The sequence below is a fragment of the Clostridium sp. HMP27 genome, assembly GCF_000765165.1.
GTDB lineage: Bacteria > Bacillota > Clostridia > Clostridiales > Clostridiaceae > Clostridium_AK.
This window is the reverse complement of record NZ_JMFY01000002.1, coordinates 197,168-211,507: the sequence shown is the minus strand read 5'-3', so window position 1 is coordinate 211,507 and position 14,340 is coordinate 197,168. Positions and strand designations below refer to the sequence as shown.

13 protein-coding genes and 1 pseudogene are annotated in these 14,340 nt (G+C 31.9%); 2 read left to right on the top strand and 12 right to left on the bottom strand.

Going from position 1 to position 14,340, the window contains the following annotated elements:
• Positions 1–13: 13 nt before the first annotated feature.
• Positions 14–1,678: a propanediol/glycerol family dehydratase large subunit gene (locus tag DP68_RS02400; protein ID WP_035305507.1), complete on the bottom strand. Its 1,665-nt coding sequence runs from the start codon at positions 1,676–1,678 to the stop codon at positions 14–16.
• A 502-nt stretch (positions 1,679–2,180) separates the two neighbouring features.
• Here DP68_RS02400 and DP68_RS02395 point away from each other — a divergent pair.
• Positions 2,181–2,621 (top strand): annotated as a pseudogene (locus tag DP68_RS02395) (NUDIX domain-containing protein).
• 265 nt (positions 2,622–2,886) lie between these two features.
• Here DP68_RS02395 and DP68_RS02390 read toward each other — a convergent pair.
• The 11 genes from DP68_RS02390 to DP68_RS02340 form a co-directional block, all read right to left on the bottom strand.
• A complete protein-coding gene (locus DP68_RS02390; protein ID WP_035305504.1) occupies positions 2,887–3,456 on the bottom strand; it encodes an NAD(P)H-dependent oxidoreductase in 570 nt (189 codons plus the stop codon).
• Between the two features lie 120 nt (positions 3,457–3,576).
• The gene (locus DP68_RS02385) at positions 3,577–3,924 is read right to left on the bottom strand and encodes a hypothetical protein (protein WP_291546919.1); all 348 of its coding nucleotides are present in this window, start codon (positions 3,922–3,924) and stop codon (positions 3,577–3,579) included.
• A 113-nt stretch (positions 3,925–4,037) separates the two neighbouring features.
• Positions 4,038–4,409, bottom strand: a complete 372-nt coding sequence (locus DP68_RS02380) for a DUF1232 domain-containing protein (protein WP_035305501.1) — start codon at positions 4,407–4,409, stop codon at positions 4,038–4,040.
• Positions 4,410–4,820: 411 nt separating this feature from the next.
• The gene (locus DP68_RS02375; protein WP_035305498.1) at positions 4,821–5,363 is read right to left on the bottom strand and encodes a hypothetical protein; all 543 of its coding nucleotides are present in this window, start codon (positions 5,361–5,363) and stop codon (positions 4,821–4,823) included.
• A 28-nt stretch (positions 5,364–5,391) separates the two neighbouring features.
• Positions 5,392–5,964, bottom strand: coding sequence for a GNAT family protein (locus tag DP68_RS02370; protein WP_052085598.1), 573 nt, complete (start codon positions 5,962–5,964; stop codon positions 5,392–5,394).
• A gap of 61 nt (positions 5,965–6,025) precedes the next feature.
• Positions 6,026–6,574, bottom strand: a complete 549-nt coding sequence (locus DP68_RS02365; protein ID WP_035305493.1) for a GNAT family N-acetyltransferase — start codon at positions 6,572–6,574, stop codon at positions 6,026–6,028.
• 58 nt (positions 6,575–6,632) lie between these two features.
• Positions 6,633–7,103, bottom strand: a complete 471-nt coding sequence (locus DP68_RS02360) for a GNAT family N-acetyltransferase (RefSeq protein ID WP_035305490.1) — start codon at positions 7,101–7,103, stop codon at positions 6,633–6,635.
• Positions 7,104–7,328: 225 nt separating this feature from the next.
• Positions 7,329–9,410: a methyl-accepting chemotaxis protein gene (locus DP68_RS18795; protein ID WP_052085597.1), complete on the bottom strand. Its 2,082-nt coding sequence runs from the start codon at positions 9,408–9,410 to the stop codon at positions 7,329–7,331.
• Between the two features lie 763 nt (positions 9,411–10,173).
• A complete protein-coding gene (locus DP68_RS02350) occupies positions 10,174–11,712 on the bottom strand; it encodes a DHA2 family efflux MFS transporter permease subunit (protein ID WP_035305487.1) in 1,539 nt (512 codons plus the stop codon).
• A 12-nt stretch (positions 11,713–11,724) separates the two neighbouring features.
• Complete coding sequence (locus tag DP68_RS02345; protein ID WP_035305486.1) at positions 11,725–12,378, bottom strand: efflux RND transporter periplasmic adaptor subunit; 654 nt, start codon at positions 12,376–12,378, stop codon at positions 11,725–11,727.
• Between the two features lie 19 nt (positions 12,379–12,397).
• Complete coding sequence (locus DP68_RS02340) at positions 12,398–13,384, bottom strand: efflux RND transporter periplasmic adaptor subunit (protein ID WP_035305484.1); 987 nt, start codon at positions 13,382–13,384, stop codon at positions 12,398–12,400.
• Between the two features lie 233 nt (positions 13,385–13,617).
• Between DP68_RS02340 and DP68_RS02335 the strand changes: the two genes are divergently transcribed.
• A complete protein-coding gene (locus DP68_RS02335) occupies positions 13,618–14,268 on the top strand; it encodes a TetR family transcriptional regulator (RefSeq protein WP_035305482.1) in 651 nt (216 codons plus the stop codon).
• Positions 14,269–14,340: the final 72 nt, after the last annotated feature.

Here is a 14,340-nt window from a genome sequence, read left to right as displayed (position 1 = left end):
TCACCTCTGTCAATTATTGAATATCTTCTGGATTTATTACATTCTTAATATCCTTGATTTCTTCCCATCTCTCTTTGCTTATTCTATAGCCTGTTCCTGGTCCTCTATAATCATTGATATCATTAACTGCGCTTATAACATCAAAGTTCTCATCAAGTATTGCTGATGTCTGTAGATAATCTCCAGTTACTCTTTGTTTAAGCATGTTCAATACATTACTTGCAATATCATCAAATCCATTTTTGCTTAATGCTTTAACTATATCTATACCAGTGATTCTCTTCTTAAGCATTTCTTCTGCTGCCTTTAAGTCCTCAACTACATTTCTCTCTGGCATATCTTTACTTCCGTGAGCATAAGTTGCTGCTTCAACTTCTTCATCAGTTACAGTTGGGAATCCTAATTCCGCAAATACTGCTTGTATTGCTTTTGCTGCTTTATTTCTTATTGCAATGGTTTCTTCTTCTGAAACTGGTCTTAATCCACCATCTACCATTAAGTCTCTTTGAAGTACGTTGTAATCATCAAAGTCTTCTGCATCGAAGTTTGAGCCTGCGAACATATTGTCATAGTTAGGAACTGCACTATATCCTGAGAATATAAAATCTGTTCCTGGAAGCATTTGCATAAGTGTTCTTGCAGTTCTTCTTATGTCAGAGTGTGAGAAAGTTTGGTCATTTGCTGAAGCAACTTCTATATCAAGCATAGTAGTTATTAAGTTTTCAGCAAGTACTGCTCTTATCCCTGAAGGAACTGCTCCTGTCATACCTATACAGCTAACTGCTCCATTTTGAAGCCCCTGAACCCCAGCCCCTTTTGTTATGTATATACATCTTGCTTCCAAGTAAAGCATTGATTTCCCTTCTGAATATCCCATTAATGCTTCTGAACCTGTACCTGATGTAAATCTCATCTTAAGTCCTCTTGAAGCATAGGATGATGCTAAGAATGCTTTTGACCATGGAGTATCATCTCCATCAGTAAATACTGCTTCAGTTCCATATACTGAAACTGTTTCAGCATAGCTTGTAAGCCCTCTCATACCAAGGTCAAGCTCTGTAGCTTCTTCTATTGCACATTGAGTTAAAACTCCTCCACGTCCTACTTGAGAACCTATAAGTATTGCTAGCGCATTGAATGGTGCATATCTTACTATACCAACTGTAGTTTCTTGTTCTGAGAAACCTCTTATAGCTGCTTCTGCTGCATCTGCTGCAATTTGCACTGGGTTGTCCTTTAAGTTTGTAACATGACATTGATTTGATGGAGTTTTTCTAGCTCTCATCTTTTGAAGTGCCATCATCATTTCAACTACGTTCATGTGTGATACAACTTCTACTATCTTTGCTGGTGTTATTGATGTCGTTATATTTACAATTTCATCTCTACCAACATTTATATCTACAAGCATTTGAGAAATTTTTAACGAATCTAAGCTCATTGATTTTTCAGCATTTTCTAGATTAATTGCGTAGTCTGCTATAAATCTATCTATTGTATCGAAATCTTCTCTGTTCTTTCCATCAAGTTCTACTACTACTCCATTTTCCATTTTTATAGAAGGCTTAGGATCATTTGGGCTATCCATTGCTATTATTCCTTCTTCTGGCCATTCACCTATAAGACCGTCTTGGTTTACAGGACGCTGTGCTAAAACTTGAAATCGTTTTGATCTCATTAATTATTCCTCCCTTTTCTTACACTTACTATTTATTATTAATTTTCTATTTTCCTATGGATTGTTACATTTTTATCTATGTAATAATGATACAATAAACTTGTTTAAACTTTATCAAACTATATTGGCATGTATTTGTACATTTTTGTCTGGTTTAAATTGGCTAAATTTGCACTTGTAAATTCTTGCTATAGACAGTTGTACTTTTTTGTCCTACCTCCCCTCTAACCTGTTTATAAATAGGAATCTCACCAGTTTTAATTGAGCACAACTAGCAAAATAATTTAAAGTTTGTTATAATTTAATAAATAAACTCATGAACCGGGATGGGGTAGCTAGGGTTCCGCCTTACAATAGTTAATGGCATGTGACCGAGGGCTACAGATTCTGCTGAGGCAGGAGGCACCTATTGGCATAAAAGGCCCGAGGGGGAAGGTTCGGCGTATTTCTCATGCGCTGAATCTTTCCTCTCGGGCCATTATTTTTAAGGAGGTATATTTATATGGTTGAAGTTAAAGAAATTTGTCCGGGGGTAGCTATAGTTATATTTAATAAAGAGGGCCAAGTACTGCTGCAAAAAAGAGCAGATGTGAAACTTTGGGGAATACCTTCTGGGCATGTAGAACCTTGAGAAACAGTTAGAGATGCTGCAATAAGAGAGGTATTAGAAGAAACAGGCCTTCAAGTTGAAATAACTCGATTGATTGGAGTTTATTCTGAACCGAGTTCCCAAATCTTCAAATATCCAGATGGACGTATTACTCATTTTGTAACCTGTTGTTTTCAAGCTGAGGTAGTAGGTGGCAATCTTACAATTTGTCCACCAGAAACACTGGATTTACGCTATTTCCCCTGTGACAATTTACCATCAGATATCTTAAAAATGCATCCGCTGTGGCTATCAGATGCTCTTACTCCAACATTGGAATCTTTTGTCCGATAACTCATTTCTATAAAAATACCGTAGACAATCAGCCTTTTCAACTGGGCTGATGACTACGGGTGTAAAGATTAAATTTATATTCATATCAATTATTATATTTTCTTGCTTCCATCTTTATTAAATATCTTCCTTAAATGTATATCCCTAATAATTATTATAACTATAGCACCCATTAATGAAAATAATAGTTGGTTTTCTTCATTAATGACATGCATTAGTTTCCCAATTGATAAAATGTAAAAGATACCATTTGGAATTTATAAAATCAGATACCACTATAGTTTATTTCATTTTTGGACTTTTCTATAATCGCTTCTACATCAGCTCCCTTAATATCAAGATTTTCCGCCTTATAGCACATTACCTTCTGAATTCCATAAAACATTTGTGACAATGCCTTTATATAATCAAATCCTAAATTAAATCCTTCTATCGGCCCACCCGCAGTAGTAACATAAATAATCCTCTTTGCTTTACACAGTCCAGTTGGGCAACCTTTAGGTGTATACATAAAGGTTAACCCATTAACCGTTACAGCCTCAAAATATACTCTAACTGTTGCTGGAAAAGCTAAATCCCAATAAGGAGCTGCTATTACAATTTCATCCGCCTCCGCAAACTGTTTCGCATATTGAAACATTGGCGCAGAAAATTTTTTTGATTTAACATAAGCATCTCGCTCTTGTAATGACCGCCAATTTAATGGTTTAATATCTTCCCTTTCTAAATTTACTTCCTCAATCTTACCATGTAATTTTTTCAATACACTTTGCGCCAAAATATAAGTACGAGAATCAGGCCGTACACAGGCATTCACAAACAAAATCTTATTCATTTTCCACCCCACTAAATTACTATTTTTTAAGTCGCTTTACATCTTTTATATGCAGCATTGTTTTACTCTTGTGACACACTACTGTAAGTTATTGTTTTTATTTACCAGCATGTCTACATATTATTTTTGTTTTGAACATTTGAATGCTATAGCAGACACAGTACACATTATTAAAGAAATGACCAATACTATAATATCGATACCCACAAAGCTTTCAACAAAGAACCTAATTCCATACCACTGACCCCAAAGTAAGATTACGAATAAAGCTAATATTCCACCACTACTATCTGTAGAATTTACATATATCATCAACAGGCTAAGAATTATCATTACAATCCAAAATATAAGTAAATACTTTGCTATTACACGTTTTTTACTTTTTAAGTTAATTCCTAAAATGACAAGCCAAATCACAAGGTAAGTACATGTAACAATAACATTTTTAGCTGTAGCTGGACTTCCCATCAAAAACTCTGGAAAATTCAATATTAATCCACCCAATAACTGATGCAACTATTAAATAAGCTAGAATATGAAATATACCTTCTGCAGTATACATTTTATTTCTCCCCCAATTATTAATATGCAACAACTAATTTAACAATTAAAAATATTATTATCACCCATACTAAAATTATTGGAATAGCAAAATACCACTTTTTGGGTTTCCCACCATTCCATAAATTTTCTGCTTCGGCTCTACATTGTTCAATTATTTCTTCTGGTATAAATTTTATTGTTATTGCTATAAGTATTGGAAGTAAAATTATATCATCTAATAGACCTATTATGGGTATAAAATCAGGTATAAAATCAATAGGTGACAAGGCATATCCAATCGTAATTCCTGCAAAAATCTTTGCTATTATTGGTGTTTCTTTCTTCTTCAAGGCAATGAACACAGCCGGAGTATCTGATTTTAATTTTTTTGCTCTATCTTTAAAATCCATTATTCGTTTCTCCTCTTCATTGTACTACTTTTAGTTCGTATTATATTACTATTACGACGCAATATAAAAATATACTGTATTGCTATTTCTCTTAAGGATACTCAGATTGCTTTTAGTATAAAATATCTTGTACTAAAGTATTGATTAAAAGCTTTCTTTTGTTGTTATTTAAATTATGATATACTTCTTCTTTATTGTACTCAGTTATTATAAAGCTGTTATAGATATTCATTAAACTTGCTAAATATATACTAAAATCATAATGACTTACTGGTCTTTCTCCTGATATATTTATTACTCCTGTAAGTTTGCTATATGCAAGTTCAATTATTGTATTCGCAAGGTATTGTACATTAACGAAACTGGAATATATATTAGCTATTTTTAAATAATATTTAATCTAGGAATTTACTAAGGTAGTTCTTGCTCTACAATTCGCAGCAAACTTATCATTATTTTATCTTCTGTTTTGATATTTTCTAATCTAGAAGTATATTCATCCTCGCCATAAATCATATCTATACCAAAATCAAGAGTTGCTTCTGCACTTATAAGAAAAAATGCTTTTTTAACCCTAATTTGTTCTTCTGCACCATTATCTAAATTTAGTTTAAAGGGTGTAGGATTTTCATAAATAAATTCAATACATCTCCAAGAATTCTTAGCTTGATTTACTTCATCTAGCAACAAATCTTTATTTTCTGAGATAGATATTTTATTTGACGAGTCTGTGGAACTTATTCGTTCACATATTAATTTTATAATCTTATCAAAATTTTTATCGTCTTCATATATTGTTTTATTTTTGCTGTTATTATAAATAATTATTTTCTTAGGTTTTGGTATAGTTATAGGTTTACTGGCTAACTGTATATTTTGATATATTAAAGGGCTAAATAATGCAATTACCATAGAAAAAATTGAAATTATCATAATCTTTTTTCTGAAAATCATAAAGATATTCCTCTCTAAACATATACATTTATTGATTAAATTCTTTTTTTAACAAAGAAAACACCAGATGATCTCCAATTTCATTATTTCTAAAGAAACGTTCCCTTAACTTTCCCTCTTCTACAAATTTAAGTTTGTGTATAAGTTTCAATGATGCCGTATTTTCTGGATTAATAAAAGCCTCTATTCTGTTAAGATTCATTTTAGTAAATCCATATTCAACTATTTTTTCAACGGCCTCAGTCATTAACCCCTTACCTCTATATTTTACATCTGTGATTTCATATCCTATTTCAGCATTTAATTGATGAATATACCAATAATGAAATCCGCAACTGCCGATTATTTTCCCCGTTGTCTTATCAATAATCTGCCATATCTTAAAAGTCATACTCCAAGTAGCAAAACCTTTCTTATAATTTTCTTTTTCTAGGTTTAAACTTATATTATTCATTCCGAAAAAATTCATAAGTTCATCATCAGTAAAATTTCCAAATACATAGTCATAAATCTCAGGGTTTAATTCTCGAAGAAATAAATTTTTAGTCTCAATTATCTGTATATTAATTTTAATACTATGTTTCAAAACTTTATTCTGCATTTCCACTCGTCCTTTTTATTTTTAATTATTTCAGATAATCTTTAAGGTAAAAAGTGAACATTTATTTATCCAATAATCTTGACATTATAACTGTATTATAATAGTTCCCATCTCTATGAATACGGTCTTTTATTAGTAATCCTTCTTCTGAAAATCCATATCTTTTATACAATTGGATTGCATTTGTATTTGTTTCTACTACAGTTAATGAAATTTTCTCAATTCCAATAGTATCTGCCCACATCAAAATATTTTCTAGTAGTACTTTACCAATTCCTTGCCCCCAGTATTCCTTTAATATACATATACCAAACTCTGCTTTGTGCCTAAATCTGCTTAGTTTGCTTCCTTCACAACGAGTAAATCCAACAATTTTACCTTCTGCTTCTGCAACTAAAAATATAGTTTTTTCCCCTATTGAATCTTCATAGATAAGTTTTTCAAAATCCTCCGAATCGCGCAATCCTTCTCCAGACTCTCTATCAAGATTTTCTGTTTCTCCATCAATTTTAACTCTTAATTTAGATAATTCAATTGCATCATATTTTGTGGGGCACCGAAGTATCCACGTTAGGCTTTTACCTTCTATTATTTTACTTTCAATTATCATCGCTACCTCCAACAGTTTATTAATGTCAAAGCTATATTATTATTTATAATTGTGGATTCTACAAAATCAATTTTGCTACCATTTCCCCATCTTCAATATTACCTGTTTCTGCAAAACCTAAAGATGCATAAAGTGTTTTTGCTGTAACATTTTCTGGTTCATAGGAAAGTAAAACTACTGAAGCTTTTCCATAAGGGAAGGTTCTAATCAGCTCAAGTGACTTTGTCATAGCTTCCTTACCATAGCCTTTACCCTGATATTTTTTATCAATCATTAACCTGCATACCCAATAAACATTTTCATCATTATTCTCATCTGCCTCATTATATGATAACATTATGAACCCTACCATAATATCACTATGATAAATAGCATAAGGCATAGGAACACACTCATTATTCGTTAAAGCAACATATGCCTCTGCAAGACTGCGTATATTACTTGCAACAAAGCTTTTTTGTTCTTCTCTTGGTTCTAATTTAATACATTCATCAAAATTATGATCTGTGATTTTCTGTAAATCTATCATAGTTATCCCCCTTAAATAAAATGATTCTTTCACATGGCTACCATACAGTTAAGCCTTCAGGTATATGAAAATTATACCATATTTAAAAGAGAGCTGGAAATCTATATTGATTTCTAGCTCCCTTCTTCCCATTTATCTAATAATACTAACTTGAACATTTTCTCATATTGCCCTTAACATTACTGAAAGAAAAATACACACTAACAATATATGAAATTTTACAATCTAAATCTTAAACTTCAAAATTTCTTCTTTTAATCTTTCTGAACTATCTTTTGATTTCTTCGTTAATTCTAAAATATCATTAGACTTTGAATTTATTTCTGTTGCCTTTTGCGCAATATCTGCTGTCCCACTAGCTCCTTCAGCAGCTGCCTGGGCTACTCCCTCAATTGTTTGTAATACATCCTGCATTGTATCTAATAATACTTCTGAAGTAGAACTAAATTCTGTAACAAGGCTGTCTACAAATTTTGCATCTTCACTATAATACTCTGCAACATCGAGCAGAGTATTATAATCATTTTGAACATCATTTGCTACAAAGTATAATAATTTACTTGAACTATTTGAAAGTTCACTAACTGATTCTATGACCTTAACTGTAATATTTTGTATACCAATTACTGTATTCTTAGACTGCTCTGCGAGTTTTCTAATTTCATCTGCTACTACTGAGAAACCTCTTCCTGCTTCACCTGCTCGTGCAGCCTCGATATTTGCATTTAATGCAAGTAAATTAGTTTGCTCAGTTATTTGCATTATAGCTTCAGATAAAACACTTATTTGATCAACTACTTTTGAATTATTAATAGCTTTTTCAAGTTCTTGTTTTGTTATAAGTAAAATATCTGCTGCTTTTTTCTGTGCAGAATTAACATTCTCTTTTATATTAATTGCTCTTTCTTTAATTTCTAAAACTTTGGTTGTTCCATTTTGCGAGCTGCTTGCTAAAGTTTCTGCAGACTTTTGGATTTCCTGTGCAGTTGCATCCATTTCTTCTGCCGATGCCGCTGTTTCTTCCATACTTGCTGATAACTCTTCAGTACCTGCAGACACATCTTCTATATTGATATTTAACTCATTTATATTATTTTTAACATTTTCTACTGCTTCCTCACAAATATTTGCTTCATTCTCAACATTCTTAATAAGTTCTTTTATTCCCTCTTGCATTGATTTTGTAGATCTTACAAGTAGTCCTATTTCATCATTCATTTTTAAATACTTTTCAGAGATTTGCTGTGTTAAATCCCCCTCTGCTAATATGTTCATATGCTTTGAACATTCCTCTATAGGTTTAGATATTCTTTTGCCAATATAAAATGCAATTAATACGGATATTAATACCCCTATAAGTATCACTGAAATGATAATATATATAAGCTTGTTTAAACTCTTAAACACCTCTGACTCCGGTACACTTACACCCACAATTTGTCCATTATCCATTCTATAGTAGCTCATTAAAGTTTCTTTCCCTTCATAATCTGCTTCTATAATGGATGATTTATTATTCTTCATCTTATCTGTTATGTACTTGTATATTCCATTGTTCATAGTAGCTAAATTATCTTCATTTGTTTTATTTTGGTCAACCAAGAAGTTATAATCATCACTTAATAAAAAAGCATTTCCGGTATCATATATCTTTGTAGATAATATTAAATTTTTTAAAGTGTCAAATGATATATCTGCACCAGCTACGCCAATTAATTTATTGTTAGAATATATAGGCATAGTGTAAGATATCATACTTACTTTAGTGATGCTGTCTTCATAAATATCTGACCATACTCCTTTCTTAGCTTTTATAGGGTTGTAGTACCAGTCTAAATCCTCATTATCTTCTTTAAATTCTTCGAAATTATATGAGTTAGTATTAATAATACCTTCCTTTTTACTTTCATCATATAAATAAGCTACGTCAAAGCATGTACTTCCACTTGTAAATTTAGGATCAAAATTTACATATAGGCCTACTATCTCCTTGTTACTGCATCCTATATTTTTAATTATATTACCTAATTCTTTTTGATACTTATTTATATAGTTATCATCTTTAGCCTTAGAAATTTCTATACTTCCTAGTACTATTCCACATAGATCATTTACTATATTCTCAGCCTTTGAAGTTTGTATAGAGTACTCATTTCCCCTACTTGAAGCTATATTTAACAATTTCTCTTTAGCCTCGTTTTTAATAACACTTGAAGCCCTTATCATACTTATAATACCTACTATAGATGATATTAAAATCGAACATATTACTATAGAAGTAACTATTTTAGTGCTTAACTTTTTCATTGTCTCTCATCCCCCTCATAAATTATTCATTTCTATCTGCCGCTATTATGCATTCTTTTGCACAAACTTAACTTTATGGCATATTAGTTTTTATAAAACAAAAAAGCCCGTCAAAGTAACTACCAAAAATCACTCTAACTGACTGCCCCAAAATATACTATTGAGTTTCACACTGATTCTTTATCTTTACGAAAGTTCATAATAATCTTCCATTTTTCAAGCACAGTCATTCCTCTATTGTCAATATACTCTTCTGTAAATGCGTTTGTACAAAACTATAATCCTAATAGCAAAACACCCATAAATTCCTCTCATGGTGTCGACTATCACCAAAAGCTCATTTCAACCCTCCTTTCCCATATTTAAAATTTAAATATCATATACCATATTTATAATATATTATCATGTTTGGAACACAATTACCATATACTCATATTAATTCATGTACTTTTATATAGTAGTATACATTAATGTTATATTCAGCTTACAAATATCTCCAAAAACATTATAATAAAAAAGTGACAAGTCAAAACTTTGCCACCGATTATTTCTTTAATAAAATATAATAGTTATCATCTCTGTGTTTACTTTTCCTTAATATACAATTATGCCTTAATTCTCATGAAAATTATACCATATTATCAAACTGCCTTACATTATTTAAACTACATAAAAACCGCTAATGAAATTCTTTCACTAGCGGTCTTAGAATATTTTCTATTATCTTATTAAAAGTATTAATAAGATTTCTTATCCAGTTACATTATTTATTTTCAACAGGTGTTTTGCCTTTCATAAATAAGGTTAAAATCAAAGCCACTGCCACTGCACTAACTGTTACTGTAACAGCATAGGACATTCCATCAATAGTCGCTTGACCTTGTAACATTTGTGCTAATCTAGATACTGCAGAAACCTTAGCCATACTTTGTGACATTCCTGCATGCATATATGACTTTGTTAGTGTACTTAACATATCATTTGAAGCCTTATTATAGATAGTTATTTGTTCTGCCAACTTACCATAATTATAATCAGTTCTTCCCTGCATGAGTGTAGACATTATAGTTACACTAAGCGCACCTGAAATTTGCCTTATGGTATTATTAAGAGCTGACGCACCTGGAACTAATTCTTTTTTTACAGCATTCATTCCCACAGTACTGATTGGCATCATAGCAAGACCTAATCCTACAGATCTAATACAAGTAATTAATACTATGTACTCTTTACTTGAATTCATATTTATAACACTTGCAAGCTCATAAGAACTAATGCCTAGTATTATAAGTCCAGGTATTACAAGTGGTTTTGCACCAAATTTATCAAATAAGTTACCACTTATGGGCATAAGCACTGCTATTACAAGTGAAGAAGGTAACATTATAAGCCCTGCTTCCATGGGAGTATACCCTCTTATATTTTGCAAAAATACTGGTAATATATAAGATGCACCCATTAGAGCCAATGTTAATACACTACTTATTATTAAGCTTATACTAAAGTCAAATAGCTTTAAAACTCGCAAATCTAGTAGTGGATTGGGATGCGTAAGCTCGTTTACTACAAATAATATAAGACTTAAAATACCAATAGTCATTAATATTGGATTTTCAATTTTACTCCAATCAATTGATGAACCTTCGCCAAGCACATATAATACACTTACTATTCCAATTGTAGAGGATAAAAATCCTATTATATCAAAGGCCTTGAATGGCTTTTTTTCTGAGTCCTTTAATATAATTGCTGCCATTATTACTCCAACTACTCCTATAGGAACATTAATATTAAAAATCATTCTCCAATCCATCTTTTTAATAATAAATCCCCCAAGTGTTGGACCTATAGCAGGTGCAGCCATAGATGCTATCCCCCAAAATCCGAGTGCAAGTCCTATTTTCTCCTTAGGAAACAATTGATATATTATTGACATTCCTACTGGCATTATCATTCCACCACCAAGAGCTTGTACTATACGAAAACCTATCATAGTTCCACCGCTCCATGCAAAGCCGCATAATAATGATCCTATCGAAAACATTCCTAATGCAAACATATATATTTTTTTAGGACCAAAAACATCCTGAAGATATCCTGTTAAGGGTATAATAGCTCCAAGTGTCAGTGAGTAAGCTGTTATTATCCACTTAGCTCCATCTAATGATAAACCGAAAACAGACATCATCTTAGGAAGAGCAATGTTAACTATACTACTGTCTAGTATAGCCATAAAGGTTCCTATTACAACTACTCCTAGCCCTAGCCAGCTATTTAATGATTCATTATTATTCTCTTCCATGTCATCCCTCCGTTACTTAACATGGATCTTAACAACGGCATTTGTTCCTGGAAGGATTTTGCTGTCAAAATCATCAAGTTCAATTTTTATTGATATTCTTTGAACTACCTTTGTAAATGTACCGCTGGTTGATGATGATAAAAGTGATAAGGCTGAATTTGAAACTTCTCCTATAGATTTAACTTTTCCAGTAAATTTTTTAGAGCTATATTGATCTATAGCTATCTCAACAGGTTGTCCAACTTTTACTTTCCCAAGTTTTGTTTCTTCTATATTAGCGGCTATGTATATTTTGCTAGGATCCATTAAAGTAATTAAAGTTTGACCTTGTGATAAAAGTTCTCCAACAGTTCCCTGTCTTTTTACAACAACACCGTTAATAGGTGATCTCACCAAGGATTGTTCAACACTTGTATCTGGAAGACCATTCATATCTTGACTAGCTAGTATTTCATTTTTTGTGACCTTATCGCCTTCATCTACATTTAATTCTAATAATTTCCCTGAAATTTGAGGTGTCACGCTCACAAAATCAGCACTAACTTTTGCATCTTCAGTTGAAACATAATTTGTATTTTGATACCAATAATAGTATACTATCCCGCCTAATGCTACTAACATTACCATTAATATTCCAATAATCAACGTCTTACGTTTTTCCTTCATATTATAATCACCTCTTTCGTTATTTCTTTAATCCAATCTCTGCCAACATTCCCGGTTTTAGCTGAGACTTCGGATCAGCTAATGATACCTTAACTAAAACATTTCTGCTTTGAGAATTTAATTTAGTATTTATCACTAATATTTTTCCTTTAAATTCAGTTTTTTCTACTTCAGCTACTTTGACAACCACATCTTGTCCTTCTTTAAGACCATTTACAATATCCAGTGGAGCATAAGCATTTACAACTAAAGAATCATGATTAGATATTGAAGCAAGGCTTGCACCTGGTGAAGCTATTTCACCAACATTAATATTTTTAGAATTTACAACTCCTGAAATTGGAGATGTTATAATTCCATTATTCAATGCAGTTTGTGCTATTTTTAAAGCCGCCTCTGCTTGTTGCACTTGCGCTTTGTAAACATTTACAGTAGTTTCTGTTACACCATTTTTAAGTATATTTAATTGTTCCTGTGCTGATTTCTTTTGCGTCTCAGCTGCAACAACTTGTTGATGCGCTGCTTCTAACTGCTGCTGCGTATTTATTCCTTCTTCAACTAAAACCTTCATTCGTTCATAATTTTTGGTTACAACTTTATAATTTTCAGTTGCACTATCTAGTGATGCTTGTGCTTGAGAAATTTGTTCAGGGCGTATACTATTTACCGCATTAGCTAAGTTTGCATTTGCAGTATTCACTGCTGCTTGAGCCTGACCAACTTGAGCTTGTAGATCTGTTGTATCTAATTTAATAACAACATCTCCTTGGTTAACCTTTGAACCAACATTGATTAATACTTCAGAAACCCTTGCTGAAATTTTTGAAGCTATATTCACCTGATCATTTGTATCAATTTTCCCAGCCATTATGTATTTATTTTTGGTATTTTGCTCAATAGTTTTAGTAGTTTCTTCGCTCTTATTTGTACTAACACTGCTAGTTGCACTACAACCATTTAATACCATTGTTAAAGTTAAACAAAGTAAAAAAGTAACTTTTTTCATATTATTCCTCCATATTAAAATTATTTAACTATATAGATTTTTGCAGTAAATACAACATTAGCTAATGCACCAATAGTCATACTATTACAAAAATAAGTTACACTATGTAATTTACGTTTTTAAGTATAAATTACACAGTGTAACTTGTCAATATTTTTATCATATTTTGACAACTTGTCAGTTCACACTTCATTTGTTATTATATAATTGTCAATTCACAAGGAGGTGCCAAAATGGTGTTTAAACGCGCACGCAGCGAAGAACAAAAAAATATTAGGCGTGACCAAATCATTGAAGCCACCATTAGGCTACTGGAAAATGAACCATTAGAAAAAATCACTCTGGCTTCAATCGCTAGTGAACTGAATTTTTCAAGAGCAAATTTATATAAATATGTAACTACTAGGGAAGAAATTTTCCTATGGATTGTTGCCTCAGATGCTGAGAAGTGGGTAGAAGGACTCCAACAGAGCTTGGAAAACTATGATCATTTGGAACTTAAGACTTTTTGCTATATTTGGGCAGAACAAATATATCAGAATAAGCGCCTAGTTAAGCTGTTTTCTCTTTTAACTATAGTGCTTGAAAAATCTTCAACTTTAACCGCATTTGAGACATTTAAGCAAGATTTTTATAGCAATTTTAGCCAGCTGAGAGTTATTATAAAAAGATTACTGCCTGACTTATCTAATGAACAGTTTAGGTACTTCATTCACTATCAAATGCATTATGCTTTAGGACAATTTTCTTCCATTGTTTCAAATGAAAAACAACGGCAGGCATTAAAGGTAGCTAAATCATCCTGCCACAAACGTGATTTCGTATTAGAATTTGCAGAGTATCTTGAGGTAATTATCACAGGGCTTCAAACAGTAAAAAAATAGCCCCCTAAAACTAAGGGGGCTTAGAGCCTTGCCTGTTGTGCTTTAGTTCAGAACCAAAAATAACTTTAGAGT

Excerpts from the sequence above, each read along its gene's own strand:
- DP68_RS02360 (WP_035305490.1), bottom strand. The coding sequence starts at position 7,103 with ATGATAGATTTACAGAAAATCACAGATCATAATTTTGATGAATGTATT.
- DP68_RS02350 (WP_035305487.1), bottom strand. The coding sequence starts at position 11,712 with ATGGAAGAGAATAATAATGAATCATTAAATAGCTGGCTAGGGCTAGGA.
- DP68_RS02370 (WP_052085598.1), bottom strand. The coding sequence starts at position 5,964 with ATGCAGAATAAAGTTTTGAAACATAGTATTAAAATTAATATACAGATA.
- DP68_RS02400 (WP_035305507.1), bottom strand. The coding sequence starts at position 1,678 with ATGAGATCAAAACGATTTCAAGTTTTAGCACAGCGTCCTGTAAACCAA.
- DP68_RS18795 (WP_052085597.1), bottom strand. The coding sequence starts at position 9,410 with ATGAAAAAGTTAAGCACTAAAATAGTTACTTCTATAGTAATATGTTCG.
- DP68_RS02375 (WP_035305498.1), bottom strand. The coding sequence starts at position 5,363 with ATGATTTTCAGAAAAAAGATTATGATAATTTCAATTTTTTCTATGGTA.
- DP68_RS02365 (WP_035305493.1), bottom strand. The coding sequence starts at position 6,574 with ATGATAATTGAAAGTAAAATAATAGAAGGTAAAAGCCTAACGTGGATA.
- DP68_RS02340 (WP_035305484.1), bottom strand. The coding sequence starts at position 13,384 with ATGAAAAAAGTTACTTTTTTACTTTGTTTAACTTTAACAATGGTATTA.
- DP68_RS02380 (WP_035305501.1), bottom strand. The coding sequence starts at position 4,409 with ATGGATTTTAAAGATAGAGCAAAAAAATTAAAATCAGATACTCCGGCT.
- DP68_RS02385 (WP_291546919.1), bottom strand. The coding sequence starts at position 3,924 with ATGGGAAGTCCAGCTACAGCTAAAAATGTTATTGTTACATGTACTTAC.
- DP68_RS02335 (WP_035305482.1), top strand. The coding sequence starts at position 13,618 with ATGGTGTTTAAACGCGCACGCAGCGAAGAACAAAAAAATATTAGGCGT.
- DP68_RS02390 (WP_035305504.1), bottom strand. The coding sequence starts at position 3,456 with ATGAATAAGATTTTGTTTGTGAATGCCTGTGTACGGCCTGATTCTCGT.
- DP68_RS02345 (WP_035305486.1), bottom strand. The coding sequence starts at position 12,378 with ATGAAGGAAAAACGTAAGACGTTGATTATTGGAATATTAATGGTAATG.